Genomic DNA, 26229 nt, shown 5'->3' on the forward strand with positions numbered 1-26229 from the left:
TATGCGTCTTCTGCTGATGCCCCTGCTGCTTTCGCCCTGGGCCAGTCAGCTGTTCGCCGAGCCATTGCCGGTGTTTCTCGACGGCCATGAATACGAGCGCCGCCTGCCCAGCGCGAACCTGCCGATCGAGGCCTACCGCCCCCTTGCCGCGGACCTGCACCTGGCGCCGCCCAGGAGCGCGACCGAAGCGCAGCCATTGTCGACGCGTTTCGTGCTGCACAAGGTGCGCTTCGAGGGTGGGACGGTCTACCCGCTGAGCGACTTGCGCGAGCATTACCAACCCTTGATTGGCCGAGAAGTGAGTGTTGGCGAGCTGCAGCAGTTCACCGAGCGCCTGACCCAGCGCTACCAGCGCGACGGCTACCTGCTATCGCAGGCCTACCTGCCTGATCAGGATTTTGTCGATGGCCGTGTGCATGTCGTGCTGGTCGAGGGGTATGTCCACGACGTTCGACGGGAAGGGGATATCGGGCCTGCTGGCGCTTACCTCGACCAACTGCTGGAACGCTTGCGGGCGGATCGCCCGTTGACCCAGGCGACGCTCAGCCGCTTCATCGGCCTGGCTCAGCACATCCCCGGTGTGACGTTGCAGGCTGACCTGAGCCAGGCGGCGCACAGTGATGGGGCCGCGCAGCTTACCGTGCGGGCCTGGCGCAAGCCCTTCGATATGGAAGTGGCGTTCAGCGATGGCAGCCGTGACGGCCCGCAGGGGCTGTTCAAGGTGTCCAGCTATGCCCTGACGCGTTTTGCCGAGCAGTTGACGGCCAGCGTGCTGCTGCCACCGGGTGATGACCACAGCCATTACCAGCGTCTGGATTACAGTCAGCACCTGGATGCACAAGGTAGCCAACTGCTGCTTTCAGAGGCTCGCTACCGCAGCGAGCCGGGCACGCCGGTCCGTCTGGAGCATGGTGCGCAACTTTTCCAGAAGATAGAAAGCGAGCGTTATGCCATCGGGCTTGGCCAGCCGGTGATCGTCACGGCCGATGAATGGCTGGCGGTCACAGGGCAAGTCTATTCGGTCACTGAGCATATCGATGACCTTTCTGGTGACCATGGACGCAGCGACACTTACGTGCGAGCGCTGTCGTTCGAAGGCGATTGGCGCAAGGTCGAGCCTGGGCGGCTGCGCATGGTCAGCGCCGGCGTGTATCAGGGGCTGGATTATCTGGGCGCACGCAGCGATGCCGATTACGACATGGACTTTTTGCGCTTTCGCGTGGCCGGGTTGCAGAGCGACCAGCTGCTGCAGGGCTGGCAAGGCGTGCTGTCAGGCGCCTTGTACTGGACCGATGACCGGCTGCCTGACAGTGAGCATGCGGTCTTCGGCGGGCAGCGTTTCGGTCATGGCTATCCGCAGGACCAGGCGGCGGGTGACAAGGGCTGGGGTGTCGCCTACGAGCTGAACTACAGCATTACGCCTGGCGCTGGCTGGCTGCGGCTGGTGCAGCCGTATGCACTGCTGGACGCTGCGCAGGCCTGGTACAACGGTGGGCCATTCGAAGATGCCAGGATGCGTTCCGTGGCGTTGGGTGTGCGGCTGGGAGAGGGGCGGCACGGCAATGTGGCGCTGGAGGTGGCCAAGCCACTGGCCGACGTGGCCTTGGACAGCATGAGCAGAAGCCCACGCTGGACGGTGAGCTTCAGCTACCGGTTGGAGTGAATCCAGGCGATACCGGCCTCATGAAACGCCTGGGAAACGCTTAGTGCGTGGTAAACCGCTGGTGTACAGGAGACGAACTTGGCGTCAACGCCAACGCCAGTTGGGTGCGGTTGTGCATGTGGGTCAACCGCAAAACCTGCGACACATACAGCTTTACGGTGTTCTCGGTGATCCCCAGTTCGCAGGCAATCTGGTAGTTGGTCTTGCCCTTGCTCACCAGCCGGGCGACCTCCAGTTGCCGCGGAGACAGCTTCTCGAACGCTGCCGGTAGCTCGCCTTCAGACTCTTCGACGACATCGGTGGCGCGGCGGTGGACGCCCTGGCCTCGAGCCTTTTCCAGGTCCTGATACAGCTCGTCGATGGAACCGGCCAGGTCCTGCAGGCGTTGGTTGAGGTTGCCCAGGTCCTGCAGATTGGATCTGCGCTCCAGCAGCACTTGCTCCTGGCGGCGCACGCCTTCGAGCAGTTCGTCGAAGTCCATGGGCTTCTGGTAGTAATCGGCGAAACCTTCACGCAGGGCACGGATCACGTCCTGCTTGTCGGCGCGCCCGGTGAGCATGATGGCTTCGAACATGCGCTGGCGCCCGGCAATGTCCTTCAGCGCATGCATAAGCTCGATGCCATCGCGATTGGGCATGTGCAGGTCGCACAACACCAGGCCAATCGCTTCGTCGGCACTGAACCGTTCGATGGCTTCATCGGTGGAGTGGGCCGCAACGCAAGGGTGGCCCTGGGACAGAAGGAATTCACACAATTGCTCGACGATCAGCGGCTGGTCATCCACCACCAGAACTTTCACTTCACTCAATGACTTGGTCACGATCAACTCCCTGTTCGTAAATGACCCCGGCTCCCGAGCCAGACGCTCTGGCAGCTTAAAAATAGACGCTGCCTGCGATTTTGTACAAGTTTTGTACAACTGATCGGACCATGGGAATGCTCATTGGATCCATACGGCAGTGAGTAAAAAACCCGCCAGCACGTAAGGCACGAACACTTGTTTGTCGCCCATCTGTTCAGTGAGTGTGGCCAGGCGCTTCTTTACCTTGGGGTTGAGCAGCGTCCACAGCCGCCTGCGGGTCAGCAACCAGAGCACCACGCTGACCCCGGCTCCGATGAAGGTGCCGAGCACGTATTGCGGGCTGGTAGCAAGCGCCAGCGCCCCCATCAGCTTGACGTCGTCGGCGCCGAAGCGGCCCAGCATGTAGCCTGGCAGCGTCAGCAGCATGACAATGGCCAGGGCCCAGCCGGCGTCGCTGGCGTCGGCGCCGATCCAGGTGTGGCCCGTGGCAAACAGCCAGACCAGCGCGCCAGCAGCGAAACCCAGGGTCAGCATGTTGGCGATCTGGCGTTCGCGGATATCTTGTTCGGTGCACAAGGCAAGCCACATCAGGAGAACAATGCTTTGCATCGGCAGGCCGCCTTTTCCATTCGTTGAACACTTCTACCCGATCAGTCAGGTTTCCTAATCAGGGTAGACGCGATCTGACGAACGGGCATGTTCGGCTGGCAAAAAGGTCGTTGCAGGAGCTGCCTCGTGTCGCGAAAAGGGCCGCAAGGCGGCCCTCTGCGATTGGCTTACTTGACCCGGCCCGGTGGGTAGTTGCCGAGTACCTGGGCAACGGTCTTCTGAATGGCACTGTTACGCTCGTCGGGGCTGGGCGGGTAGCTGTTCATGATCTGTTCGGCACTACCGCGCCAGACCAGCTTGCCGTCACGGCCATCGAACAGGTCGATCTGGATGGTGGCGACCTTGTAGTCGACACTGCGGGTTTCGTTGTACATCGGCCCGCCCCAATAGCCGTTCCAGTAGCCGCCCCAGGCCCCGCCATAGTTGGTGGTGATCTGCTGCTGGCGTTGTTCGACGATCAGGTAGGCACGGACGGTGACGTCAGGCCGGGCATTGCCCTGGGCTGGACGCAGGCCACGCTGGTCGAGCTGGTCGGCGACTGCGGCACGGATGCGCTGTTCGGTCAGGTCGCTCTTGATGCGTGGATCATCCGGACGATATTGCAGGCCCGGTTCCTGCCATGCCCAGCTGCGGTAGGCGGCGAAATCGCGGCTGGCATCGAAATCCTGCTGAACGTTGTTGCTGGAGCAGGCGGCCAGCAGCAGCGCGAATGACAGTAGAACGAGGCGGCGCAACATGATGGTTCTCCGTTAGGCGTTAACTGGGAGGATAGCCGCTGAGCGCCTTGCGAACCGATTCGCGCAGGGCGGTCTCGCGATCGCGCGGCGAGCTTTTTTCACTGCCGCTTTCAGCGCTGGCGCTCCACACCGGCTGGCCGTTGCGGGCATCGAACAGGTCGATGCGCACCACCATCACCTCCACTTCGTAGGTGCGTACGACCGGCACGCTGCCGTAAGCGCCGTAACCATTGCGGTAGCCGCCGAAACCGACGCTACCGTAGGGGTACGGGCCGTAGTAAGGGTCGTAATAGTCATAGTCGCGCACCTGGCGCAGGCGCCGTTCCAGGCGCATGTCGGCGCTCACCAGCAGGTCGCCGGTGGCGCCGCGAGCAGGGCGCAGGCCATGTTGGTCGAGGGCACCGCTGACGGCGTCGGCGATTTGGGCCGGGTCGGCGTCGGCATTGCCGCTTGGCAGCTGGCCGCCGCGCCAGCTCCAGCTGCGGTAGTGGCCATAGTCACGCGCTAGCGCCGGGTAGGCACTGGCGTCGAAGGTGTTGGCCGCTTGTGGCGGGGCCGGCGGCAGCGGGCGGCTGCTGGCCACGTAGGGGTTGCTGGCCTGACAGGCGGCCAGGGCGAGCGGCAGCAGGGCCAGGCACAACAGACGGTACGGCATGTATCCCTCCCGGAGGGCGCAATCAGCGGGGGCGGCACATCCAGTGCAGGTAGCGGCCGAGCCCGGCAAAACTTGGGTGACGGCGGTGGGCCAGCTCCATCTCCAGCAGGTCGAGCAACTCGGCCTTGTCCTGGAATTCTTTGGGCATGTAGTCATGGAATACGCGCACGCCGCTCTCGCTTTCAACGTGCCACACCCCTTCAAGTTGCGCCTTCAGTTCCCTTGGATCAAGCGGTTTTTGCGGGGTCAGGCTTTGCTTTTCACCTTCCAGGCGGTTGCTGCGCAGCTTGCGAAAATGGCCCTTGAGCAAGTTGCGGTAGACCAGCGCATCGCGGTTGTAGAACGCCAGCGACAGCCAGCCCGCCGGGCTGGTCAGCTGGTGCAGTACTGGCAGGATGCTCTGTGGTTCGGCCAGCCATTCCAGCACAGCGTGGCAGAGCACCAGGTCATAGGGCTCGGTGAGCTGGCCAAGCAGCTCTTGCCAGGGCGCCTGGATGAAGGTTGCCGATTGGCCCGCTTCTGCAAAGCGTGCCCGGGCGCCCTCCAGCATCGGTGCAGCGGGTTCGGCCAGCGTTACATCGTGCCCGCGCTGGGCCAGCCACAAGGCCATGTGACCCAGGCCGGCACCGATGTCGAGCACCCGCAATGGGCGGTCGGGCAGCGCGTCGGCCAGGTCGGCCTGGAGTACGGCCAGGCGAATGGCACCTTTGGCACCGCCATAGATCTTTTCGGCAAAGCGTGTGGCCAGTTGGTCGAAGTGGCGGTCGTTCATCGTGCGAAACGCCTCTCGCTATCGGCCAGCTTGGCGCGCACCACCTGCTCCATGTCCAGGCCCAGCTCGCTGCACAGCAGCAACAGGTAGAGGATTACGTCGCCGACTTCCTGGCCGGCGTGGGCCAGCTGGTCGGCGGTCAGCTGGCGTGATTGGTCCTCGCTCAGCCATTGGAATATTTCCACCAGCTCGGCCATTTCCACGCTGGCCGCCATGGCCAGGTTCTTCGGGCTGTGGAAGCCGCGCCAGTCATTGTTGTCGCGGATCTGATGCAGGCGTTCGGTGAGTTCTTGCAGGTTCATCTGGGTCTCCTAATGCCGCATAGCTTCTGCGCAGGCCCGATGCAAAGCAAGTGCAATCAGGGCGCTAGAGCACGGCCCAGCGCCCGACCATATGCAATACCCCACCCTGGCCGTCCAGCCTCAGTTCACCCGCCGGCCCCGCCTCGCTGGCGCTCAGGACAACCTCCGATGGCAAGCGCACCGGTTTGCGGAAGTCCACCGCGAAGCGATAGCCACTGTTTGGCATGTGCGTGCGCAGGGCTGCCAACGCCATGGCATTGCTCCACATGCCATGGGCGATGGCCTTGGGGAAGCCAAACAGGCGAGCGCTGACCGCGCTCAGGTGAATCGGGTTGTAGTCGCCACAGACCTTGGCGTAGCGCCGGCCGATATCACCGTCGGCATACCAGCGGGTGACTTCCGGCAGGGCCTCGGGCTCGGTTACCTCGTTTTCGTCGAACGGTCCCTCCAGCTTCAGGCCACGCACCAGCATGCGGCTGGTTTCACGCCAGAGCACGCCCAAGCCATCCTCGGCTTCGGTGACCAGGTCGAAGGTACCGCCCTTGGCATGGGCCTGCAGATTGTCGGCATACACCGCAAAGCGCAGCCCGTCGATACCACCCAGCGGGCGGAGCACGTCGATGCGGTTGTGCAGGTGCACCAGCCCGAGCAGCGGGAAAGGGAAGTCGTGGGCGGTCAGCAGTTGCAACTGAAGGGTGAAGGCCATTACGTGTGGGTAAGTGCCAGGCAAGCGGCCATCGTCGGTGAAATGGCAGAGCCGGCGATAGGCCGCGAGGTTGCCGGGCTGCACACGGATGAAGCTGCGCAGACCGCCGGCGGGCAGGGTAACGCCGCTGATCTTGCGTTTGCTGGCGGCGCGCAGGTAGAGGCTGGCGCGTGAGTCGGGGCTGTGCAGGTCTAGCCATTGGCGGCTCATGTTCAGGCCCCCATCAAGGCCTGGCCGCAGACGCGCAGCACTTGGCCGTTGACCGCGCCAGAGCCGGGTTGACTGAGCCAGGCGATGGCTTCGGCGACGTCTTGCGGGTGCCCGCCCTGGCCCAGTGAACTCAGGCGCCGCCCGGCCTCGCGCAGGCCAATGGGCATGGCGGCGGTCATGTGGGTTTCGATGAAACCAGGCGCCACCGCATTGATGCTGCCGCCGCGCTCGGCAAGTTTCGCCGCCCAGGCCTCGGCGAAGCCGATCAGGCCGGCCTTGCTCGCGGCGTAGTTGGCCTGGCCGCGGTTGCCGGCGATGCCGCTGACCGACGCCAGCAGGGTAATACGTGCCTTGTCGTCCAGCGCACCCGCGTCATACAAGGCTTGGGTCAGTACCTGCGGGGCCTTGAGGTTGACTGCCAGTACCGCGTCCCAGTATTCCGGGGTCATGTTGGCCAGGGTCTTGTCGCGGGTGATGCCAGCGTTGTGCACGACGATATCGATACCCTCGGGCAGGGCTTCGAGCAGTTTCGCGGCGGCATCGCTGGCGCAAATGTCCAGGCCCAAGGCCTTGCCACCCAGACGTGCGGCGAGGGCGTCGAGTTCCTGCTGGGCCTGGGGCACGTCGAGCAGCATCACCTCGGCGCCATCACGCGCCAGCGTTTCGGCGATGGCGGCGCCGATGCCGCGTGCAGCGCCCGTGACCAGCGCGCGACGGCCACCGAGCGGGCGGGTCCAGTCTTCGACCTGACTGGCGCAGGCCTGCAGGCGCAGAACCTGGCCGGAAACAAAGGCACTCTTGGGTGACAGGAAGAAGCGCAAGGCCCCTTCGAGCTCAGCTTCAGCGCCCGTTGCCACATACAACAACTGCGCCGTAGCGCCGTTGCGCAGCTCTTTTGCCAGTGAGCGGCTGAAGCCTTCCAGGGCGCGCTGGGCGACGCTGGCCAGCGGGTCGTCGAGGGATTCAGGCGCACGTCCAAGGATCACCACGTGGGCACACGGGGCGAGGCTGCGCAGCAGGGGCTGGAAGAATTCGCGCAATTGTTTCAACTGGTCGCTGTCGGACAGATGGCTGGCGTCGAACACCACGGCCTTGAGCTTCGGCCCCAGGCCGGCGACCCAAGCGGGGGCCTGCAAACCGTCGCCATTGAAGCTGAACAACGCTTCGGTCAGGCGCGGGGCGATGGCCTCGACCTGATTCGCCAGGGGCCCGCCACCCAGCACCAGCGCGCCCTCCACCGGACGCAGGCGGCCCGCCTGCCAGCGCTCCAGCGGCGCTGGGCGCGGCAGGCCAAGGGCATCGACGAGGCGGCGCCCGAGGTGGGAGTTGGCAAAGCCGAGATAGCGATCGCTCATGTGCGGGTCTCCAGAAGGCAAGCTTGCAAGTGTGGACCAAGTTTGTGGCAAGGTCGTTCGAATGCGGCAAAAACACCTAGGCTGTACGGATCAAATTGTTTCAGGAGGAGCAAACGCATGCGTTCAACTCGCCGGGTCGCGATCCTGGGCGGCAACCGTATCCCTTTCGCCCGCTCCAACGGCGCCTACGCCACCGCCAGCAACCAGGCGATGCTGACCGCTGCCCTGGAGGGTCTGATCGAGCGTTATCGCCTGCACGGGTTGCGCCTGGGCGAAGTGGTGGCCGGGGCGGTACTCAAGCACTCGCGTGACATGAGCCTGACCCGGGAGTGCGTGCTCGGTTCGCGCCTGTCGCCGCAGACGCCGGCCTACGATATCCAGCAGGCCTGTGGCACGGGCCTGGAAGCGGCGCTGCTGGTGGCCAACAAGATTGCCCTCGGGCAGATCGACAGCGGTATCGCCGGTGGCGTCGACACCACGTCCGATGCCCCGATCGGCGTCAATGAGGGGCTGCGGCGCATCCTCCTGCAAGCCAATCGCGGCAAGGCCCTGGCTGAGCGACTCAAGCCGTTCCTGCAATTGCGCCCGGGCCATCTGAAACCCGAACTGCCGCGCAATGGCGAACCGCGTACCGGCCTGTCGATGGGCGAGCATTGCGAACGCATGGCGCAAAGCTGGGGGATTGACCGCGCCGACCAGGACGCGCTGACGCTGCACAGCCACCAGCGCTTGGCGGCCTCATACAGCGAAGGCTGGCAGGATGACCTGTTGACGCCCTTCCTTGGCCTCTCGCGGGACAACAACCTGCGTACTGACCTGACTCTGGAGCAACTGGCCAAGCTCAAGCCGTCCTTCGACCGCAGTGGGCTGGGCACGTTGACGCCGGGCAACTCCACGCCGCTGACCGATGGCGCCTCGATGGTGCTGCTTGGCAGCGAGCAATGGGCTCAACAGCAGGGGCTGCCAGTACTGGCCTACCTGATCGATGGCGAAACCGCCGCAGTGGACTTCGTCACCGGCCGCGAAGGGCTGCTGATGGCCCCGGTGTACGCAGTACCGCGCCTGCTGGCACGCAATGGCCTGACCTTGCAGGACTTCGACTACTACGAAATCCACGAAGCCTTTGCGGCCCAGGTGCTGTGCACCCTCAAGGCCTGGGAGGATGCCGGGTACTGCCGGGAGAAGCTGGGGCTTGAGGCACCGCTTGGCGCCATCGATCGCAGCAAGCTCAACGTCAAAGGCAGCTCGTTGGCGGCAGGCCACCCGTTCGCCGCGACCGGTGGGCGGATCTTGGCCAACCTGGCGAAGTTGCTGGCAAAAGCGGGGAAAGGACGTGGCTTGATCTCCATCTGCGCTGCGGGCGGGCAAGGGGTGACGGTGATCGTCGAGCGTTGAACGAGGGGCGGTGCCGATCTCTGTTAGGCTTGTCTGCTCAGAACTACAAGAATTCGCTATGCAGACGATCGGACATCCGCGTGCCATTCCTGCCCTGGAGCAGTTGCCCCGGCCACTCTATGCCCGCGCCGAAAGCCTTGGCGCGGGGTCCTGGACCACTCGCCACAGCCATGACTGGGTGCAGTTTTCCTATGCCATCAGCGGCGTATTGGGGGTGTATACCGACGATGGCAGCTACTTCGCCCCACCGCAGTGGGGCGTGTGGATACCGGCCGATGCCGAACATGAAGTGGTTACCTCCGGGCAGGCTGAAATGCGCAGCCTGTACATCCGCCGTGATGCCTGCCCCTGGGCACCGGCGCACTGCCGGGTCCTGGAAGTGACAGCGCTGGCGCGGGAATTGATCAAGCAGTTTTGCCTGTTCCCGGCGGAATACGCCGAGGGTGACAGTGCCGAAGGCCGCCTGGTGGCCGTGTTGCTCGATCAGTTGCGCACCTTGCCCGAGGTGGGGTTCTCGCTGCCGTTGCCGCGGCACCCCGGGTTGCTGGCGCTGTGCAACGGGCTGATCGCCGCGCCGGACCAGGTGCAGACCTTGCAGCAGTGGGCGGTGCAGTTGGGATGCTCGGAAAAGACCTTGATGCGGCTGTTCCAGCGCGAGACCGGGTTGAGTTTTCGCAACTGGCGCCAGCGGATGCGGCTACTGTCATCGCTGGCGTTGCTGGAGGCGGGGGAGAGTGTGACCGATGCCGCGCTGGGTTGTGGCTATGATTCGACCTCGGCGTACATCGCGGCCTTCAAGCAGTTGTTCGGGGCGACTCCCGGGGAATTGAGGCTTTGATGTTGCCTGACCCGGCCTCTTCGCGGGCTCGCCCGCTCCCACAAAGTCCGTGCTACGCCGATCAAAGTGGGAGCGGGCGAGCCCTCGAAGAGGCCGGGTCAGGTGGGTTCAAGTGCGGAAGCGACGCACCAGCGAGTCCAGTTCATTGGACAGCCCGGCCAGGCTCTCGGAGTCCTGACGCGCCGCCTGGGCCAGTTCCGCCACCAACTGCGCATCGCCATGAATCTGGCTGATATGGCGGTTGATGTCCTCGGCCACCTGGTGCTGCTCTTCCGCCGCCGTGGCGATCTGCGTGTTCATGTCACGAATGATATCCACCGACTCGCGAATCTGCCCGAAACTGTCACGGGCCAAGCCTATGCGGCTGACCGACTGCTGCGACACTTCAATGCTGGCATGCATCTGCTCGGCTACCTCGGCGGTGCGGCTGGCCAGGTTGCCTAGCAAACCATCGATTTCCGCGGTGGAGTCGGCCGTGCGCTTGGCCAATGCCCGCACCTCGTCGGCCACCACGGCAAAGCCCCGGCCCTGTTCACCGGCCCGGGCCGCTTCGATGGCTGCGTTGAGTGCCAGCAGGTTGGTCTGCTCGGCAATCGAGCGAATGGTGCCGAGGATTGACTGGATGGCGTTGCTGTCGCGCTCCAGTTGCTGGATCGACTGGGCCGACTGTTCGATCTCCTGGCTGAGGCGGTCGACGCTGTTGACGGCCGCGTCGATCTGCTGCTGGCCTTCGCGGGCTTGCTGCTGGCCGCTGTCGGCCGACTGTGCGGCCTGGCTGCAAGAGCGGGCGACTTCGTTGGCGGTGGCGACCATTTCGTGGAACGCGGTGGAGACCATGTCCACTGCTTCTCGCTGGCGCCCGGCAGCCTCGGCCATGTCACTGGAAACCCGGGTGGAGCTGCTGGAAGTGCTGAGGATCTTGCTGGCGGCCGAGCCGATATGCTGGATGAGGCTGCGGATGGCGCCCAGGAACTGGTTGAACCAGTTGGCCAGTTGCGCGGTTTCGTCGCGCCCGCGCACGTCGAGGTTGCGGGTCAGGTCGCCTTCGCCCTGGGCAATGTCTTCCAGGCCGCTGGTGACGCTGTTGATCGGGCGCACGATGAGTTTGGCGAAGGCGGTGCCGACCACCGCGAACAGCGCCGCCAGTACCAGGGCGATGGCGCCGATCAGCCAAGTCAGGCGGGTGGTGGTCTGCATCACTTCGCCCTGCTGGATGAGGCCGATGAAGGTCCAGCCGAGTTTTTCGTCGGGGTAGACGTTGGCCATGTAACGCTCGCCGTTGATCTCGACCTCGACCAGGCCCTTGCCGGCCTTGGCCAGTTCGGCGTAGCCCTCGCCGAAGCTGGCCAGCTGCTTGAAGTTGTGGCTGGCGTCGCGTGGGTCGACCATCACGTTGCCGTTGTTTTCCACCAGCATCAGGTAGCCGCTTTCGCCCAGCTTGATCTGCTTGACGATCTCGGTCAGGCCCTTGAGCGACACGTCGATGTTGACTACACCACCGGGGTTGCCGAGCTGGTTGGCCACGGCGCGCACGGTGCTGATCAGCACGGCATCGTCGGCAGCCCAGTAATAGGCGCCGGTGCGCACGGTCTTGCCAGGGTTGGCCATGGCCAGCTGGTACCAGGGACGCGGGCGCGGGTCATAGTTGACGAACTTCTGCCCGGCGGGCCAGCCGACGTAGCCGCCGTCATTCACCCCGTAGGCGACGTAGGCATAGCCAGGGTGGGTTTCTGCCAGGCGTGTGAAAAATGCCAGCAGTTGCTTGTCCTGATCGCCCAGCTCGTAGGACGGGTTGGCGCTCATGAACTTGTTCAGGTTGTTACCCGTGGCCGCCACCATCGGTTGCGAGGCCAGGTAATCGACATTCTGGTCGATGCCCTGGAAGAAGATGTTCATCGCGTTGCTGACCTGGCGGATTTCCCGGCTGCTGCTGTCGAGGAAACCGTCACGCGCTTCGCCGCGCAGGTTGATGACCACCAAGGTGGCTACGAGGACGATGGGCAAGCCCGCGATGATCGCGAAGGCCCATGTCAGTTTCTGTTTGATGTTCATCGACGCTCCCGGGGTTTGTTTTTTTTGCACGCGAGGCAGGTAGCCACTGCATCGGCAGCATCCGGGGAATTTTTAGTGAAAGTGCCCGTATTTATTGGGCGAAGTCGCATTTGGCGACTATTCGGTCGGCTTTAGGCTAATATGGCATACCAAAGGTGTGCGACGTGCCGATCCGAGCACGCCGCACGCTTTCAATGGCAGCAGCCTGCGCCGTTGGCCAGGTCCTTCAGAATCGGGCAGTCCGGGCGGTCATCCCCCTGGCAGTGGGCAACCAGATCGCCCAGCGTGTCACGCAGGCTCACCAGCTCCTCGATACGCCGGTTCAGCCCATCGATGTGCTGCATGGCCAGCGCCTTGACGTCGGCGCTGGCACGGCCGCGGTCCTGCCACAAGGTCAGCAGCTTGCCCACTTCTTCCAGGGAAAACCCGAGGTCACGGGAGCGCTTGATGAAGGCCAGGCTGTGCAAGTCTTCGGCCTGGTACACGCGGTAGCCGCTGTCGCTGCGGGTAGCCGGCTTGAGCAGGCCGATGGATTCGTAATAGCGGATCATCTTGGTGCTGAGCCCGCTGCGGCGGGCGGCCTGGCCAATGTTCATCGGGCCTCCTGCGAGGTGCTGGTGGGTTTCCAGGTCTTCAGCCACAGGGCATTGCTGACCACGCTGACGCTGGACAGCGCCATGGCGGCGCCGGCCAGTACCGGGTTGAGATAGCCAAGAGCGGCCAGGGGAATGCCGATCAGGTTGTAGATGAAGGCCCAGAACAGATTCTGACGGATTTTTGCATAGGTCTTGCGGCTGATCTCCAGCGCGGCGGGCACCAGCAGTGGGTCACCGCGCATCAGGGTGATGGCGGCAGCCTGCATGGCCACGTCAGTGCCGCCGCCCATGGCGATGCCGATGTCGGCAGCGGCCAGGGCCGGGGCATCGTTGATGCCGTCGCCGACCATCGCCACCACACCGTTGTTTTTCAGGGTGGCCACGGTGGCGGCCTTGTCGGCCGGCAGTACTTCGGCGTGCACGTCGTCAATGCCAAGGGCATCGGCCACCACCTTGGCACTTCCGCGGTTGTCGCCGGTCAGCAGGTGGCTGCTGATGTGGCGGGCGTGCAGGGCAGCGATGGCCTGCTCGGCGCCCGGTTTGAGGCTATCGCCAAAGGCGAACAGGCCGAGCACGCGAGGCGCCGTACCGCGCTCGATGAGCCACGACAAGGTACGGCCTTCGGCTTCCCAGGCTTGAGCGCTGGCTGCCAGTGCGCCGGGTTGCAGGCCGCTTTCGTCGAGCAGCCGGCGATTGCCCAGCGCCAGCTCGCGGCTTTCCACACGCCCGGCAATACCGCGACCGGTAAGCGACTGGCTGTCAGTGACGGCGGGTACTTCGAGGCCTTGCTCGGCGCAGGCATCCAGTACCGCCTTGGCCAAAGGGTGTTCGCTGCCGCGCTGCAGGGCACCGGCCAGGCGGTGCAGGTCGGCGCCATCTCCGTCCAGTGCCTGGCTGTGGACGATGCGCGGGCTGCCGGAGGTGAGGGTGCCGGTCTTGTCGAACACCACGCGGTTGACCGCATGGGCCCGCTCCAGCGCTTCGGCGTCCTTGATCAGGATGCCGTGGCGGGCGGCCACACCGGTGCCGGCCATGATCGCTGCTGGCGTGGCCAGGCCCAGGGCACAGGGGCAGGCGATGACCAGCACGGCGACCGCATTGATCAGCGCAGTCCCCAGCGGTGCACCCGCCAGCCACCAGCCAACCAAGGTGAGCAATGCCAGCACCAGCACGGCGGGCACGAACACCTGGCTGACGCGATCGACCAGTTTCTGGATCGGTGCCTTGGCGGCTTGTGCGTCCTCTACCAGACGGATGATACGCGCCAGCACGGTTTCCGTACCCAGTGCCTGAGTACGCACCAGCAGCCTGCCTTCGCCGTTGATGGCACCGCCGGTGACACTGTCGCCAGGTTGCTTGGGGACCGGCAGGCTCTCACCGCTGATCAATGCTTCGTCGGCATGGCTGCTGCCTTCCTCCACCGTACCGTCGACCGGGAAGCGCTCGCCGGGCTTGACCAGAACCAGGTCACCAAGGCGCAGTTGGGCAATTGCCACGTCTTCTTCGCGGCCGTCGATGACGCGCACGGCACGTTCCGGGCGCAGGGCTTCGAGGGCGCGAATGGCACTGGCGGTCTGGCGCTTGGCCCGGCTTTCGAGGTACTTGCCCAGCAATACCAGGGCAATGACTACCGCCGAGGCCTCGAAGTAAAGGTGGGGGGCCATTCCGGCCGGGGCCTTGGCCCATTGGTACAGGCTCAGGCCGTACCCTGCGCTGGTGCCCAGTGCGACCAGCAGGTCCATGTTGCCGGCACCGGCCCGCACGGCTTTGTAGGCGGCCTTATAGAAGCGTGCGCCGAGAATGAACTGCACCGGGGTGGCCAGCGCGAACTGTGCCCAGGCAGGCAGCATCCAGTGCAGGCCGAATGGCTGCACCAGCATCGGCAGCACCAATGGCAGGGCCAGCAACAGCGCGGCAGCGACGGCCAGACGCTCATTGCGCAGGCGCCGTTGGGCATCGTGGTGATCATCTTTGGCCGCTTGCGGCAGACTGGCGCCGTAGCCGGCTTTTTCGACAGTGGCGATCAACAGCTGGTCATCGAGCGCCTCCAGCACTTCAAGGTAGGCTCGCTCGCTGGCCAGGTTGACGCTGACCTGTTCCACCCCCGCCAGTTTGCCGAGGGCGCGCTCGACGCGGCCGACGCAGCTGGCGCAGGTCATGCCGCTGATCTGCAGCTCCACGGTTCGGGTGGGTACGCCATAGCCCGCGCCGCGCACGGCTTCGACCAGGGCTGGCAGGCTGTCGGCCGGGGCCTGGACCCTGGCTTGTTCGGTGGCGAGGTTGACGCTGACCTGGTCAGCGCCGCTGACTTTCTGCAAGGCGCGCTCGACACGGCCCGCACAGCTGGCGCAGGTCATGCCGGAGATCGGCAGGTTGAACGTGGTAGATGCGGGCATGGCTCTCCTCCTTGGCAGGGCTGGAGCATCAGCATCAACCTTGCCACGCGGGGAAGGTCAATAGCCCAGGCCGGCTCGCTTCAGTTCAAGGCCCTGTTGGCCCATGGCGATGCGGTACTTGCTGATCTGGCCTGCTTGCAGGTTGAGCCGCGTGCTGCGTTGGTCCTCGATACCGGGGGCACACCCTGGCATCTGCCCGGGCAACAGGCGCAGACGAACATCGATCGGGCCGGGCGGCAGGTTGAAGGAAGTGGACTGTTCCTGGAAGACGCGCCCTGAGAGCTGATCGTTGAGGTACACGCCGATTTCGCAGCTCGTGGCCACTTCCAGGCGTTCCCGGGAAATGATCAGCACGCTGTAGTCCGAGTTGCCCTCGGCGCTGGCCGGCGGCACGGCCGTCAGTGCGGCCAACAGCCCGACAACGCCCACTGCTGTCCTGAACATGAAGAATCTCCTGCTTGCACGAATCGTCAAAGGCGCAGCTTGGCCGAGGTCCGCACGGATTTCCAGCCCGGCCGTTTCACGCAGAACTTGACCTTGCCCCGATGGCAAGCTTGAAACTGGGTAAAACCCTGAAGGAGGTGGTCCCCATGCAAGTGTTCAATGTTCAAGGCATGACCTGTGGCCATTGCATGAAAGCCGTGACGCGTGCGGTACAGGAGCAGGATGCGCAGGCCATCGTGGAAGTCGATCTGCCTGGCCAGCAAGTGCGGGTGCAAAGCTCGCTGGCCTCGGAGCAGGTATTGGCGGCTATTCGTGCGGAAGGCTACCAGGCTGAAGTGGCCTGAACCGAGGGGCCGCACTGCGGCCCTGTTTTGTTGCAAATGTTTTCATGCTGAGGGCCGCTCCTACAGGTAGACTTGGCAGCTTGCTTAGCCTGCTATGGATTCCTGATGAACCTGCGAATGGTCCTGATCCTGGGCGCACTGAGTGCGTTCGGGCCCTTGGCGATCGACTTTTACCTGCCCGCCTTCCCGGCCATGGCGCAGGCGTTTGCCACCGATGAAAAACATGTACAGGCCACCCTGGCGGCCTATTTCCTCGGCCTGTCGATCGGCCAACTGGCCTATGGGCCGGTGGCGGACCGCTTCGGCCGACGCAAGCCGCTGTTGTTCGGCGTGGCGCTGTTCACCCTGGCCTCACTGGCCTGTGCTTACGCCCCCAACCTCGACACCTTGATCGTGGCGCGCTTTGTCCAGGCGCTTGGCGGCTGCGCTGGCATGGTCCTGTCGCGGGCCATCGTCAGTGACAAGTGCGACCCGGTGGCATCGGCCAAGGTGTTCTCGCAGTTGATGCTGGTGATGGGCCTGGCCCCCATTCTTGCGCCGATGCTGGGCGGGGTCCTGGTGAACCTGGCCGGTTGGCAGTCGATTTTCCTGGCGCTGAGCCTGTTCAGTGCGGCCAGTCTGCTGGCGGTAAGCCTGGGCCTGCCGGAAAGCCTGCCGGCCAACATGCCGCGCCAGCCGCTGTCAGGTGCATTGCGTCAGTACCTGCGGTTGTTGACTGATCGTGTGTTCATCGGCCATGCCTTGACCGGCGGTATCGCCATTGCCGGGATGTTCGCCTACATCGCCGGTTCACCTTTCGTATTCATCAAACTCTATGGTGTACCCGCAGAGCACTATGGCTGGCTGTTCGGTACCAACGCGGCCGGTTTCATTCTGGTCGCCCAGGTCAACGCGCGCCTGCTGGCCAAGCGAGGCCCGGCATTCCTGTTGGTACGGGCGGTCTGGCTGTACTTGGCAGCAGGCCTGGTATTGCTTGGCGTGGCAGCCCTGCGCCCGGCGCAGTTGTGGCCATTGCTGGTACCGCTGTTCGTCTGCATTGCCAGCCTGGGGTGCATCATCCCCAATGCGTCGGCCTGCGCCATGAGTGGCCAGGGCGCACGGGCAGGCAGTGCTTCGGCATTGATGGGTTGCCTGCAATTCAGCGTCGCGGCCGGTGCGGCCTCGCTGGTCGGCGTGCTGCATGATGGCAGTGCCGTGCCCATGACGTTGGTGATCAGCCTGTGCGGGGCACTGGTGGTCAGTGTCGCGCTGTTGACCCGGCGTTTGCAGGCCAAGCGTCCAGCATGAGCGGGTGAGGTGCCTGCAGGCGGGTTTCCAGGGTGGCGACGAAGGCACGTGCTTCTGCCTCGCTGCGGAAACTCACCACATGCTGGTCCAGCCTCACCTGCCACGGGCAGTCAGGGTTGCGGCTCGACGCACTGACGACAATTTTCACTGCGGCATACCTCCGATCGGGGGAGAGCGAATCAAGTTTAGCGCTGGAGTCTCCTGGCGCCATGACTTGGATGGATGTCCTGACTGGCGGTCTGGGCACCATTCGCTATGGCCTGTCCGACGTTTCCAGTGGACATGCCTGGGTTGATGAGGAAGCTTCGCTTTGATTTGCGCTATTTGAGGAAGTGCGCTGTCAGCAGAGTCGTTCTCCTCGTTGGGCCATCCTTCCTCATGCCCTGTATTTTCCCTTCTGTACCACGTCTTGGCGACTTTGACTGATGTAAGGGTTGCCCCACCCAACGCCTGATGAGTCTGCCTGAGCATGCGCAGGGCTGCCGGGAGGGCCGTTGGTGCGGCTTATACTGGCGCCTTGGCAGTTTGCTTGAGAGGCGATCAGCGTAGCCAACGCTGGCCTTTGGAAACCAGACGTGATCATGCGGGGAGATACAGGGACATGAATGCAGTCAGCAGTATCAGTCAGATTGCCGGCCTGATGGCCGACCCCAAGCGTAGCGCAATGTTGTGGGCGCTAATCGATGGCACACCGCGGCCGACCGATGAATTGGCGATGATGGCCGGGCTGAGCTCGTCTTCAGCATGTGCTCACCTGTCGTTGCTGTCTTCGGCTGGCCTGCTCAGGCTGGAGGCACGCGGGCGCAAGCGCTACTTCCGACTCGCCACACCTCAGGTGGGCGTAGCCGTCGAAGCGTTGGCCAGCGTCCAGTTGGCGTCGGCGAAAGGGCGACGCACAGAGGTGCTGCAGTTGCCCATGTCGATGCGCAGGGCGCGTCGATGTGGCGATCACCTGGGTGGGGAGCTGGCAGGCGAGTTGTACCACCGGCTGGTGGTGGCGGGCTGGCTGGAGGGCAACGAGCGGGAGCTGATGGTCAGCGAGGAGGGGCGAACACAGTTGGCCGCCATAGGCGTTTACATAGACGCACTGGCTACCGGGCAGCAGCGCGGTTGTGTGATTTGCCACTGCAATGAGTGGAGCGACCAAGGGCCACACATGGGTGGCAGCCTTGGTCAGGCATTGCTCAAACTGTTTCTGCAGTCTGGCTGGATTCGCGAGCCTGAAGGCACGCGGGTACTACAGATATCCGCCGAGGGCGTGCAGCAGATCAACCGTATTGCCCGCGTAACGACCTTGCAGGTCGGTTGACGCATCAGACCAGGCGAGCATCCAGGCTGTTTTGCGCCAGTCGACGGGCCTGGTCTTCGGTCATGCCCAGGTGAGTGTGCAGAGCATGGAAGTTCTCGGTGACGTAACCGCCGAAGTAGGCAGGGTCGTCCGAGTTCACCGTCACCTTCACGCCACGCTCGAGCATGTCGAGGATGTTGTGCTGGCTCATGTGGTCGAACACGCAGAGCTTGGTGTTAGACAACGGGCAGACGGTGAGCGGGATCTGCTCGTCGATGATGCGTTGCATCAGGCGTTCGTCTTCGATGGCGCGTACACCGTGGTCGATACGCTTGATCTTGAGCAGGTCGAGGGCTTCCCAGATGTACTCGGGTGGGCCTTCCTCACCGGCGTGGGCAACGGCCACGAAGCCTTCGCTGCGGGCACGGTCGAATACCCGCTGGAACTTGCTGGGTGGGTGGCCCATTTCCGAACTGTCCAGGCCGACGGCAATGAACGCGTCGCGGAAGGGCAGCGCTTGGTCGAGGGTTTTTTGCGCCTCGTCTTCGCTCAGGTGGCGCAGGAAGCTCAGGATCAGGCCGCTGCTGATACCCAGTTGCTCGCGACCGTCTTTCAACGCCTGGTTGATGCCGTTGAGCACGACCTCGAACGGGATGCCACGGTCGGTGTGGGTCTGCGGGTCGAAGAACGGTTCGGTATGGACCACATTCTGCGCCTTGCAGCGTTGCAGGTAAGCCCAGGTCAGGTCGTAGAAGTCCTGTTCGGTGCGCAGCACGTCTGCGCCTTGGTAATACAGGTCGAGAAACTCCTGGAGGTTGTTGAACGCATAGGCGCCACGAAGGGTTTCCACGTCGTTCCATGGCAGGGCGATCTTGTTGCGCTCGGCCAGGGTGAACAACAGCTCGGGTTCCAGCGAGCCTTCAAGGTGCAGGTGCAGTTCTGCCTTGGGCAGGGCATTCAGCCAGTCATACATAAGGAGGGCGTCTCGAATCAGGTACGGTTGCCGCCATTCTACAGGGCCTGGCCGGGCATTGCGCCCGGCCGGTCGGTATTCACCTCACCAGGTGAGTGATTCGCCTTTGTAGTTGATGAAGCGCAGGCCACCGTGTCCGCTTTGCGCCTTGATCTGTTCGAGCATGCCACGGGTGCTGGTGAGCACGTCGATCTCGGCGTTTTCGCCACCCATGTCGGTCTTCACCCAGCCCGGGTGCATGGCCAGTACGCACAGGTCGGGGCGCTGCAGATCGACCACGAAACTGTTGATCATCGAATTGAGCGCGGCCTTGCTGGCCTTGTACAGGCAGATCTCGCCACCGTCGGGGATGGTCACGCTGCCGAGGATCGAACTCATGAACGCGAGCACACCACTGCCTTCGCGTACCTGGCCGGCCAGGCGCCGGGCGACGCGGATCGGGGCCACGGCATTGGTCATGAACAGATCACCAATGGCCTGAGAGTTTACGGTCTCCAGGTCTTGCGGCAGGGGCCCCATGACCCCGGCGTTGATGAAGACCAAGTCGAACAGCTGGCCTTGCAGGCGTTGCTGGAGGCCATCGAGCTGGGTGGTGTCGTTCATTTCCAGTTGCTCGATGCGCACGCCGGGAACATCGGCCAGGGCGCCTGGCTGTTGAGGGTTACGCACGGTTGCAACAATGTTCCAGCCGTCTTCGTGCAGGCGTTGTACCAGGCCCAGGCCGAGACCGCGGGAAGCGCCGATGATGAGGGCAGTTCTGGAGGATGCCATAGGAACATTCCTTTATCGGTGTAGGAAAAGGAATTGAGCATACTGCAGAGTTCGGACGTATGCCTCGCCTGCTTCACGATTGGCTAAAAAATGTACAAGTGCGTCTGGCCTTGAGCGGGCGGGTGTCTGGCTTGTTGGCTAACGGGTTATCCACAGGCTCGTCCACAGTAAATGTGTGCAAGCGCCACGACCGGGGTTGTGCAGTCTGGCAGACACATTGGGGATAACTTCTGAAGACTCAGTCGCTTACTGCTGTCATGAAACAGTGATCAAAATATGATCAACGGCCTTGAGGCCTTGCAGCGCTTGGCCTGTATCGGAGTGCCCCAAGCTTATCCACAGGCCGGCCCACAGTAGATGTGGGCAACCTCAGCGTGTCTCGAGGAGAATTCGGCCCCGGCTCAGGTCCGCCAGTTGCTGTTGCAATACGGCCAGGCACGCTTCGCCCACAGCGATATGCAGGTCGACGCCATTGGCGGTGAATTGCTCGTCGAGCACCAGGCCATCCACTTCTGCCAGGCGCAGTTTCACCAGAGCCAGTTCGCTGAAGGTACAACTGCAGGTGTACTCGCTGCGCTGGACCAGCAGGCGCTTGGGCGCTTGCTGCAGGCACTTGTTGGCGCCACCGCCATAGGCGCGCGCCAGCCCGCCGGTGCCCAGCTGGATACCGCCGTACCAGCGAATCACCAGCACCACGACCTGGTCGCAGTCCTGTGCTTCGATGGCCGCCAGGATCGGCCTTCCGGCAGTACCGCCCGGTTCGCCATCGTCATTGCTGCGGTATTGCCCGCCTATTTTCCATGCCCAGCAGTTGTGGGTGGCGGCCAAGTCACTGTGGCGCTCGATGAAGCTCATCGCCTCGGCGGCACTGTTGATCGGGCTGGCCAGGGTGATGAAGCGGCTCTTGCGGATTTCCTCGCGAAATTCGCAGAGGTCGAGCAGGGTAGAAGGCATAGATGAACGTCAGGCACTCGGCTTTATGCCGCACCCCTTGAGAATGATGTGGATAAGGTTGTTGCTGGCATCTTCCATGTCTTGCTTGGTCAGGCGGCTGCGGCCGGTAACCTGGCAGATCTGGGTGGCAAAGTCGGCATAGTGCTGGGTGCTGCCCCAGAGCAGGAAGATCAGATGCACCGGGTCGACCGGATCCATCTTGCCGGCGTCCATCCAGGACTGGAACACGGCGGCCCGCCCGCGGAACCATTCGCGGTAGTCGGCGCTGAAATACTCGGTCAGGCAGGTGCCACCGCTGATCACCTCCATCGCGAAGATGCGCGAGGCCTGCGGGTTGCGCCGGGAGAACTCCATCTTGGTGCGGATGTACTGGCTCAGCGCTTCGCCTGGGTCGTCATCGACGCTCAGGGCATTGAAGGTGCTGTCCCACAGCTCGATGATGTTGCTCAGCACGGCGATATAGAGGCCGAGCTTGTTGGTGAAGTAGTAATGCAGGTTGGCCTTGGGCAAGCCGGCTTTCAGCGCGATGGTGTTCATGCTGGTGCCTTTGAACCCATGGCGGGCGAATTCGTCTTCGGCGGCCTGGATGATGGCCTGTTCGTTCTTCTGGCGGATGCGGCCGGCGGGCTTGCCAGAGGCGGCGAGGCGATGCGCAGGGACTTCTAGGGTCATGGACGATTCCGGACAGGTCTGTGGCAACGAATGTCGGACAAGATTACCTGCCTGTGCTGGCGTGACAAGCCTTAGCGTCAGAAGCTGGCATCAACGTGTCGCAGCCAGGCTTTCCAGGAAGCTTTCCAGTACCAGGTTCGGTCGCCGCCCTTTGCGCGTCACCCAGCTCAGGCTCAGGTCATAGAAGCGTTGCGCAGGCTTGAGTGCACGCAGGCGGCCTTGTTGAACCCAGAACGTGGCGTAGTGGTCGGGCAGGTAGCCGATATAGCGCCCGGTGAGGATCAGGAACGCCATGCCTTCGCGGTCCGAGGCACTGGCAGTGCAGTTGAGCGCCTGGTAGTGCGCCTGGATTTCCGCAGGCAGGCGGAAGGTTGGCGCAATCGCTTCCTGGCTGTTGAGGCGGTCATCGTCGATCTGCTGGTTGTCGGCGTAGAACAAGGGGTGGCCAACCGCGCAGTAGAGCTGTGACCGTTCGCTGTACAGGGGTTGGTATTCCAGGCCGGACAGCGGGCTGGTCTGGGGGACCACACCGACATGCAGGCTGCCGTCCAGTACCCCTTGCTCCACCTGGCTGGGGGCGATCATGCGGATCTGGATGCGCACATCCGGGCCGCGGTCCTTGAGTTCGGCCAAGGCATGGGTGATGCGCATATGCGGCAGGGTGACCAGGTTGTCGGTAAGGCCGATGTTCAGCTCGCCGCGCAAGTGCTGGTGCAGGCCGTTGACCTCGGTACGGAAGGTTTCCAGGGCACTGAGCAGCTGCAATGCCGAGTGATAGACCTCGCGGCCTTCCTCGGTCAGCGAGAAACCGGCACGACCACGCTGACACAAGCGCAGGCCCAGGCGTTGCTCCAGGTCGTTCATCTGCTGGCTGATGGCCGAGCGGCCAATCCCCAGCACGTTCTCCGCAGCGGAAAAACCGCCACATTCAACCACGCTTCGGTAGATTTTCAGCAGGCGGATGTCGAAATCGCTCACTTGTGCGAGAGGGTCGGGTCGTCTGCTCATATGTTTAGTCTTGCGCTACCTGAAGATTAGAAATGTAGGCTTTTTCAGACTTTATCCGCGTGCGAATTTAGCTGCAACAACATCCATCGTTGCCTAATCGTCTTCCGAGGAACCGCCGATGAACATGCCTGAAACCGCAACCGCGGGCATCGCCAGCCAGCTGAAGCTGGATGCCCACTGGATGCCCTACACCGCCAACCGTAACTTCCAGCGCGACCCGCGCCTGATCGTGGCGGCCCAAGGCAACTACCTGGTCGATGACAAGGGGCGCAAGATCTTCGACGCCCTGTCTGGCCTGTGGACCTGCGGCGCCGGGCATACCCGCAAGGAAATCACCGAAGCGGTCGCACGCCAGGTCGGTACACTCGATTATTCCCCGGCGTTCCAGTTCGGCCACCCGCTGTCCTTCCAGCTGGCCGAGAAGATCGCCGAGCTGACCCCGGGCGACTTGAACCACGTCTTCTATACCAACTCCGGCTCCGAGTGCTGCGACACTGCGCTGAAGATGGTGCGTGCCTACTGGCGCCTGAAAGGCCAGGCCACCAAGACCAAGATCATCGGCCGTGCCCGTGGTTATCACGGCGTGAACATTGCCGGCACCAGCCTGGGTGGCGTCAACGGTAACCGCAAGATGTTCGGCCAGTTGCTGGACGTCGACCACCTGCCGCACACCGTGCTGCCCGCTAACGCCTTCTCCAAAGGCCTGCCGGAAGAGGGCGGTATCGCCCTGGCGGACGAAATGCTCAAGCTGATCGAGTTGCACGACGCCTCGAACATCGCAGCGGTGATCGTCGAGCCTTTGGCGGGTTCTGCCGGCGTGCTGCCGCCGCCGAAGGGCTACTTGAAGCGCCTGCGTGAAATCTGCTCCCAGCACAACATCCTGCTGATCTTCGACGAAGTGATCACAGGCTTTGGCCGTATGGGCGCCATGACTGGTTCCGAGGCCTTTGGTGTCACCCCTGACCTGATGTGCATCGCCAAGCAGGTCACCAACGGTGCCATCCCGATGGGTGCGGTCATCGCCACCCGTGAGATCTACCAGACCTTCATGAACCAGCCGACGCCGGAATATGCGGTGGAATTCCCCCACGGCTACACCTACTCGGCGCACCCGGTAGCCTGCGCCGCCGGTCTTGCCGCGCTCGATCTGTTGCAGAAGGAGAGCCTGGTGCAGTCGGCTGCCGAACTGGCACCGCACTTCGAGAAGCTGCTGCATGGCGTGAAGGGCACCAAGAACATCGTCGACATCCGTAACTACGGCCTGGCCGGCGCGATCCAGATCGCCGCCCGCGATGGCGATGCCATCGTGCGTCCTTACGAAGCCGCCATGAAGCTGTGGCAAGCCGGCTTCTATGTGCGCTTCGGTGGCGACACCCTGCAGTTCGGCCCAACCTTCAATACCCAGCCGCAGGAACTGGACCGCCTGTTCGACGCGGTCGGCGAAACCCTGAACCAGATCGACTGATCCTTCCGCTTTTGACGCAGGGCGCGTGAACCATCACGCGCCTGCCTCAACTTTCTTTACCTGGAGTTTTGCATGAGCATTGTTCAGCACCTGATTCACGGCGAACTGGTTACCAAGGGTGAGCGCACCGCCGATGTCTTCAACCCGTCCACCGGTCAGGCAGTGCGCAAGGTCGAACTGGCTAGCCGCGCGACCGTGCAGCAAGCCATTGATTCGGCCAAGGCTGCCTTCCCCGCCTGGCGCAACACCCCACCGGCCAAGCGCGCCCAGGTGATGTTCCGCTTCAAGCAACTGCTGGAGCAAAACGAAGCCCGCATCTCGCAGATGATCAGCGAAGAGCATGGCAAGACCCTCGAAGACGCGGCCGGCGAACTGAAGCGTGGCATCGAGAACGTCGAGTTCGCCTGTGCGGCGCCGGAAGTGCTGAAAGGCGAGTACAGCCGCAACGTCGGGCCGAACATCGACGCCTGGTCTGACTTCCAGCCACTGGGTGTGGTCGCTGGCATCACGCCCTTCAACTTCCCGGCCATGGTACCGCTGTGGATGTACCCGCTGGCCATTGCCTGCGGTAACGCCTTCATTCTCAAACCATCCGAGCGTGACCCGAGTTCGACCCTGTTCATCGCTCAGTTGCTGCTGGAGGCTGGCCTGCCCAAGGGCATTCTCAATGTGGTGCATGGTGACAAGGAAGCGGTGGATGCACTGATCGAAGCGCCGGAAGTGAAAGCGCTGAGTTTTGTCGGTTCGACTCCGATTGCCGAATACATCTATGCCGAAGGCACCAAGCGTGGCAAGCGCGTACAGGCCCTGGGCGGTGCGAAGAACCACGCGGTGTTGATGCCTGATGCCGACCTGGACAATGCGGTCAGCGCGCTGATGGGCGCTGCCTACGGTTCGTGTGGCGAGCGCTGCATGGCGATCTCGGTGGCCGTTTGCGTGGGTGACCAGGTTGCCGATGCGCTGATCGCCAAGCTGGAGCCACAAATCAAGGCGCTGAAGATTGGTGCTGGCACTTCCTGCGGCCTGGACATGGGCCCGCTGGTGACTGCTGCTGCCCGTGACAAGGTTGTCGGTTACATCGACGACGGCATTGCCGCTGGCGCCAAGCTGGTGGTGGATGGTCGTGGCTTGCGTGTAACGGGTAATGAAGACGGCTACTTTGTTGGCGGCACGCTGTTCGACAACGTGACTCCGGAAATGCGCATCTATAAAGAAGAGATCTTCGGCCCAGTGCTGTGCGTGGTGCGTGTGAACAGCCTGGAGCAGGCCATGCAGCTGATCAACGATCACGAGTATGGCAACGGTACCTGCATCTTCACCCGTGACGGTGAAGCGGCTCGCCTGTTCTGTGACGAAATCGAAGTGGGCATGGTCGGCGTCAACGTACCGCTGCCGGTACCGGTTGCGTACCACAGCTTCGGTGGCTGGAAGCGTTCGCTGTTCGGCGACCTGCATGCCTATGGCCCGGACGGTGTGCGCTTCTATACCCGCCGCAAGGCGATCACTCAGCGTTGGCCGCAGCGTTCCAGCCATGAGGCCTCGCAGTTTGCGTTCCCTAGCTTGTAAGGGATGAAACAAAGCGGGGAGGCCGACAGGCCTCCTTGCTTTGTTTTCAGCGATATTAAAGTTTCTTGAAATAAAGGTTGACGCGCTTTCGAATCCCCTTATAATGCGCCCCACTTCCAGCGACATCGGAACGACAAACTCCTTGAAATTCAACGAGTTAGACGATTCGGCAGGTGCTGGAAGGGCTTCGGTCAAATGATCGATAGCGGTTGAGATGAAGGTTGACAGCGGTTTTAAACGCTGTATTATTCGCCTCCCGCTACGAGAGATCGCGGCGAGCCAAGTGTTTGAAGCTAAACGAGTTTCTCGCAAAAAACTTCAAAATAAACGCTTGACAGGCTCTGAGGAAAGCGTAGAATGCGCGCCTCG

26 protein-coding genes and 1 pseudogene are annotated in these 26229 nt (G+C 63.1%); 8 read left to right on the forward strand and 19 right to left on the reverse strand.

The genetic code is table 11. The annotated features are described in order from the left end of the window. The first annotated feature begins 1 nt into the window (after position 1). The gene (locus ACQKPS_RS12290; protein WP_427604229.1) at positions 2-1663 is read left to right on the forward strand and encodes a ShlB/FhaC/HecB family hemolysin secretion/activation protein; all 1662 of its coding nucleotides are present in this window, start codon (positions 2-4) and stop codon (positions 1661-1663) included. Positions 1664-1703: 40 nt separating this feature from the next. Here the strand turns inward: ACQKPS_RS12290 and ACQKPS_RS12295 are convergent, their stop codons facing one another. The 8 genes from ACQKPS_RS12295 to ACQKPS_RS12330 form a co-directional block, all read right to left on the reverse strand. Further along, the gene (locus ACQKPS_RS12295; protein ID WP_409519838.1) at positions 1704-2489 is read right to left on the reverse strand and encodes a response regulator; all 786 of its coding nucleotides are present in this window, start codon (positions 2487-2489) and stop codon (positions 1704-1706) included. 114 nt (positions 2490-2603) lie between these two features. After that, positions 2604-3074 (reverse strand): A24 family peptidase, encoded by a 471-nt coding sequence (locus ACQKPS_RS12300; protein WP_254483003.1) that lies wholly within the window; start codon positions 3072-3074, stop codon positions 2604-2606. Between the two features lie 167 nt (positions 3075-3241). Further along, positions 3242-3811, reverse strand: coding sequence for a DUF4136 domain-containing protein (locus ACQKPS_RS12305; protein ID WP_313200659.1), 570 nt, complete (start codon positions 3809-3811; stop codon positions 3242-3244). Between the two features lie 19 nt (positions 3812-3830). Next, a complete protein-coding gene (locus tag ACQKPS_RS12310; RefSeq protein ID WP_427604232.1) occupies positions 3831-4466 on the reverse strand; it encodes a DUF4136 domain-containing protein in 636 nt (211 codons plus the stop codon). 22 nt (positions 4467-4488) lie between these two features. Continuing rightward, positions 4489-5238: a methyltransferase domain-containing protein gene (locus ACQKPS_RS12315; protein ID WP_254483009.1), complete on the reverse strand. Its 750-nt coding sequence runs from the start codon at positions 5236-5238 to the stop codon at positions 4489-4491. Beyond that, positions 5235-5540, reverse strand: a complete 306-nt coding sequence (locus tag ACQKPS_RS12320) for a MazG-like family protein (RefSeq protein WP_254483011.1) — start codon at positions 5538-5540, stop codon at positions 5235-5237. The genes ACQKPS_RS12315 and ACQKPS_RS12320 overlap by 4 nt, the downstream gene beginning before the upstream one ends. 64 nt (positions 5541-5604) lie before the next feature. Then, positions 5605-6456 (reverse strand): MaoC family dehydratase, encoded by an 852-nt coding sequence (locus ACQKPS_RS12325; RefSeq protein WP_313200658.1) that lies wholly within the window; start codon positions 6454-6456, stop codon positions 5605-5607. A gap of 2 nt (positions 6457-6458) precedes the next feature. Continuing rightward, positions 6459-7811: a 3-oxoacyl-ACP reductase gene (locus tag ACQKPS_RS12330; RefSeq protein ID WP_313200657.1), complete on the reverse strand. Its 1353-nt coding sequence runs from the start codon at positions 7809-7811 to the stop codon at positions 6459-6461. A 117-nt stretch (positions 7812-7928) separates the two neighbouring features. On the opposite strand from ACQKPS_RS12330, the gene ACQKPS_RS12335 reads away from it, so the two are divergent. Next, positions 7929-9206: an acetyl-CoA C-acetyltransferase gene (locus tag ACQKPS_RS12335; protein ID WP_254483017.1), complete on the forward strand. Its 1278-nt coding sequence runs from the start codon at positions 7929-7931 to the stop codon at positions 9204-9206. Positions 9207-9264: 58 nt separating this feature from the next. Next, positions 9265-10044, forward strand: a complete 780-nt coding sequence (locus ACQKPS_RS12340; protein ID WP_254483019.1) for an AraC family transcriptional regulator — start codon at positions 9265-9267, stop codon at positions 10042-10044. A gap of 108 nt (positions 10045-10152) precedes the next feature. Here the strand turns inward: ACQKPS_RS12340 and ACQKPS_RS12345 are convergent, their stop codons facing one another. From ACQKPS_RS12345 to ACQKPS_RS12365, 5 genes and pseudogenes are all read right to left on the reverse strand, one after another. Further along, complete coding sequence (locus ACQKPS_RS12345; protein ID WP_427604268.1) at positions 10153-10920, reverse strand: methyl-accepting chemotaxis protein; 768 nt, start codon at positions 10918-10920, stop codon at positions 10153-10155. 90 nt (positions 10921-11010) lie between these two features. Further along, positions 11011-12096, reverse strand: a pseudogene (locus tag ACQKPS_RS12350) (HAMP domain-containing protein); the annotation flags it as partial. 191 nt (positions 12097-12287) lie between these two features. Next, complete coding sequence (gene cueR / locus ACQKPS_RS12355) at positions 12288-12692, reverse strand: Cu(I)-responsive transcriptional regulator (protein WP_427604235.1); 405 nt, start codon at positions 12690-12692, stop codon at positions 12288-12290. Continuing rightward, positions 12689-15088, reverse strand: coding sequence for a heavy metal translocating P-type ATPase (locus ACQKPS_RS12360; RefSeq protein WP_427604237.1), 2400 nt, complete (start codon positions 15086-15088; stop codon positions 12689-12691). Before ACQKPS_RS12360 ends, cueR begins: the two co-directional genes overlap by 4 nt. Positions 15089-15145: 57 nt before the next feature. Beyond that, positions 15146-15532 carry a hypothetical protein gene (locus ACQKPS_RS12365; RefSeq protein WP_186604104.1) on the reverse strand — a complete coding sequence of 129 codons (387 nt, stop codon included), beginning with the start codon at positions 15530-15532 and terminating at the stop codon, positions 15146-15148. Between the two features lie 146 nt (positions 15533-15678). On the opposite strand from ACQKPS_RS12365, the gene ACQKPS_RS12370 reads away from it, so the two are divergent. Together ACQKPS_RS12370 and ACQKPS_RS12375 are read left to right on the forward strand one after the other, a co-directional pair. Next, positions 15679-15876, forward strand: coding sequence for a heavy-metal-associated domain-containing protein (locus ACQKPS_RS12370; RefSeq protein ID WP_427604239.1), 198 nt, complete (start codon positions 15679-15681; stop codon positions 15874-15876). 105 nt (positions 15877-15981) lie between these two features. After that, positions 15982-17163, forward strand: a complete 1182-nt coding sequence (locus tag ACQKPS_RS12375) for a multidrug effflux MFS transporter (protein ID WP_254483027.1) — start codon at positions 15982-15984, stop codon at positions 17161-17163. On the opposite strand, the gene ACQKPS_RS12380 is transcribed toward ACQKPS_RS12375, so the two are convergent. Then, on the reverse strand, positions 17114-17311 hold the full coding sequence (locus ACQKPS_RS12380) for a hypothetical protein (RefSeq protein WP_283725449.1): 198 nt from the start codon (positions 17309-17311) through the stop codon (positions 17114-17116). The two genes, ACQKPS_RS12375 and ACQKPS_RS12380, sit on opposite strands and share 50 nt — an antisense overlap. Positions 17312-17764: 453 nt before the next feature. Here ACQKPS_RS12380 and ACQKPS_RS12385 point away from each other — a divergent pair, with 453 nt between their 5' ends. Further along, positions 17765-18472 carry an ArsR/SmtB family transcription factor gene (locus tag ACQKPS_RS12385; RefSeq protein WP_283725448.1) on the forward strand — a complete coding sequence of 236 codons (708 nt, stop codon included), beginning with the start codon at positions 17765-17767 and terminating at the stop codon, positions 18470-18472. Positions 18473-18476: 4 nt separating this feature from the next. Here ACQKPS_RS12385 and ACQKPS_RS12390 read toward each other — a convergent pair whose 3' ends face one another. The 5 genes from ACQKPS_RS12390 to ACQKPS_RS12410 all read right to left on the reverse strand — a co-directional run bounded on the left by ACQKPS_RS12390 (position 18477) and on the right by ACQKPS_RS12410 (position 22829). Further along, on the reverse strand, positions 18477-19424 hold the full coding sequence (locus ACQKPS_RS12390) for an adenosine deaminase (protein WP_283725447.1): 948 nt from the start codon (positions 19422-19424) through the stop codon (positions 18477-18479). 84 nt (positions 19425-19508) lie between these two features. Then, on the reverse strand, positions 19509-20195 hold the full coding sequence (locus tag ACQKPS_RS12395; RefSeq protein WP_427604242.1) for an SDR family oxidoreductase: 687 nt from the start codon (positions 20193-20195) through the stop codon (positions 19509-19511). Between the two features lie 369 nt (positions 20196-20564). Continuing rightward, positions 20565-21149, reverse strand: coding sequence for an IMPACT family protein (locus tag ACQKPS_RS12400; protein ID WP_254483035.1), 585 nt, complete (start codon positions 21147-21149; stop codon positions 20565-20567). Between the two features lie 9 nt (positions 21150-21158). Then, the gene (locus tag ACQKPS_RS12405; RefSeq protein WP_254483037.1) at positions 21159-21821 is read right to left on the reverse strand and encodes a TetR/AcrR family transcriptional regulator; all 663 of its coding nucleotides are present in this window, start codon (positions 21819-21821) and stop codon (positions 21159-21161) included. A gap of 90 nt (positions 21822-21911) precedes the next feature. Further along, positions 21912-22829, reverse strand: a complete 918-nt coding sequence (locus ACQKPS_RS12410; protein WP_054886800.1) for a LysR family transcriptional regulator — start codon at positions 22827-22829, stop codon at positions 21912-21914. Between the two features lie 118 nt (positions 22830-22947). Between ACQKPS_RS12410 and ACQKPS_RS12415 the strand changes: the two genes are divergently transcribed. Then, positions 22948-24294 (forward strand): aspartate aminotransferase family protein, encoded by a 1347-nt coding sequence (locus ACQKPS_RS12415; RefSeq protein ID WP_254483039.1) that lies wholly within the window; start codon positions 22948-22950, stop codon positions 24292-24294. A gap of 72 nt (positions 24295-24366) precedes the next feature. After that, positions 24367-25860, forward strand: coding sequence for a CoA-acylating methylmalonate-semialdehyde dehydrogenase (locus ACQKPS_RS12420; protein ID WP_283725444.1), 1494 nt, complete (start codon positions 24367-24369; stop codon positions 25858-25860). The last annotated feature ends 369 nt before the right edge of the window (positions 25861-26229 follow it).

This window comes from Pseudomonas sp. NPDC086566 (genome assembly GCF_050280885.1).
Taxonomy (GTDB): Bacteria; Pseudomonadota; Gammaproteobacteria; order Pseudomonadales; family Pseudomonadaceae; genus Aquipseudomonas; species Aquipseudomonas vlassakiae.

What these genes read in the sequence shown, in the direction of transcription:
- ACQKPS_RS12290 (WP_427604229.1), top strand. Translation starts at nt 2, where the DNA reads ATGCGTCTTCTGCTGATGCCCCTGCTGCTTTCGCCCTGGGCCAGTCAG.
- ACQKPS_RS12300 (WP_254483003.1), bottom strand. Translation starts at nt 3,074, where the DNA reads ATGCAAAGCATTGTTCTCCTGATGTGGCTTGCCTTGTGCACCGAACAA.
- ACQKPS_RS12305 (WP_313200659.1), bottom strand. Translation starts at nt 3,811, where the DNA reads ATGTTGCGCCGCCTCGTTCTACTGTCATTCGCGCTGCTGCTGGCCGCC.
- ACQKPS_RS12310 (WP_427604232.1), bottom strand. Translation starts at nt 4,466, where the DNA reads ATGCCGTACCGTCTGTTGTGCCTGGCCCTGCTGCCGCTCGCCCTGGCC.
- ACQKPS_RS12315 (WP_254483009.1), bottom strand. Translation starts at nt 5,238, where the DNA reads ATGAACGACCGCCACTTCGACCAACTGGCCACACGCTTTGCCGAAAAG.
- ACQKPS_RS12320 (WP_254483011.1), bottom strand. Translation starts at nt 5,540, where the DNA reads ATGAACCTGCAAGAACTCACCGAACGCCTGCATCAGATCCGCGACAAC.
- ACQKPS_RS12325 (WP_313200658.1), bottom strand. Translation starts at nt 6,456, where the DNA reads ATGAGCCGCCAATGGCTAGACCTGCACAGCCCCGACTCACGCGCCAGC.
- ACQKPS_RS12330 (WP_313200657.1), bottom strand. Translation starts at nt 7,811, where the DNA reads ATGAGCGATCGCTATCTCGGCTTTGCCAACTCCCACCTCGGGCGCCGC.
- ACQKPS_RS12335 (WP_254483017.1), top strand. Translation starts at nt 7,929, where the DNA reads ATGCGTTCAACTCGCCGGGTCGCGATCCTGGGCGGCAACCGTATCCCT.
- ACQKPS_RS12340 (WP_254483019.1), top strand. Translation starts at nt 9,265, where the DNA reads ATGCAGACGATCGGACATCCGCGTGCCATTCCTGCCCTGGAGCAGTTG.
- ACQKPS_RS12345 (WP_427604268.1), bottom strand. Translation starts at nt 10,920, where the DNA reads ATGGCCGAGGCTGCCGGGCGCCAGCGAGAAGCAGTGGACATGGTCTCC.
- cueR (WP_427604235.1), bottom strand. Translation starts at nt 12,692, where the DNA reads ATGAACATTGGCCAGGCCGCCCGCCGCAGCGGGCTCAGCACCAAGATG.
- ACQKPS_RS12360 (WP_427604237.1), bottom strand. Translation starts at nt 15,088, where the DNA reads ATGCCCGCATCTACCACGTTCAACCTGCCGATCTCCGGCATGACCTGC.
- ACQKPS_RS12365 (WP_186604104.1), bottom strand. Translation starts at nt 15,532, where the DNA reads ATGTTCAGGACAGCAGTGGGCGTTGTCGGGCTGTTGGCCGCACTGACG.
- ACQKPS_RS12370 (WP_427604239.1), top strand. Translation starts at nt 15,679, where the DNA reads ATGCAAGTGTTCAATGTTCAAGGCATGACCTGTGGCCATTGCATGAAA.
- ACQKPS_RS12375 (WP_254483027.1), top strand. Translation starts at nt 15,982, where the DNA reads ATGAACCTGCGAATGGTCCTGATCCTGGGCGCACTGAGTGCGTTCGGG.
- ACQKPS_RS12385 (WP_283725448.1), top strand. Translation starts at nt 17,765, where the DNA reads ATGAATGCAGTCAGCAGTATCAGTCAGATTGCCGGCCTGATGGCCGAC.
- ACQKPS_RS12390 (WP_283725447.1), bottom strand. Translation starts at nt 19,424, where the DNA reads ATGTATGACTGGCTGAATGCCCTGCCCAAGGCAGAACTGCACCTGCAC.
- ACQKPS_RS12395 (WP_427604242.1), bottom strand. Translation starts at nt 20,195, where the DNA reads ATGGCATCCTCCAGAACTGCCCTCATCATCGGCGCTTCCCGCGGTCTC.
- ACQKPS_RS12400 (WP_254483035.1), bottom strand. Translation starts at nt 21,149, where the DNA reads ATGCCTTCTACCCTGCTCGACCTCTGCGAATTTCGCGAGGAAATCCGC.
- ACQKPS_RS12405 (WP_254483037.1), bottom strand. Translation starts at nt 21,821, where the DNA reads ATGACCCTAGAAGTCCCTGCGCATCGCCTCGCCGCCTCTGGCAAGCCC.
- ACQKPS_RS12410 (WP_054886800.1), bottom strand. Translation starts at nt 22,829, where the DNA reads ATGAGCAGACGACCCGACCCTCTCGCACAAGTGAGCGATTTCGACATC.
- ACQKPS_RS12415 (WP_254483039.1), top strand. Translation starts at nt 22,948, where the DNA reads ATGAACATGCCTGAAACCGCAACCGCGGGCATCGCCAGCCAGCTGAAG.
- ACQKPS_RS12420 (WP_283725444.1), top strand. Translation starts at nt 24,367, where the DNA reads ATGAGCATTGTTCAGCACCTGATTCACGGCGAACTGGTTACCAAGGGT.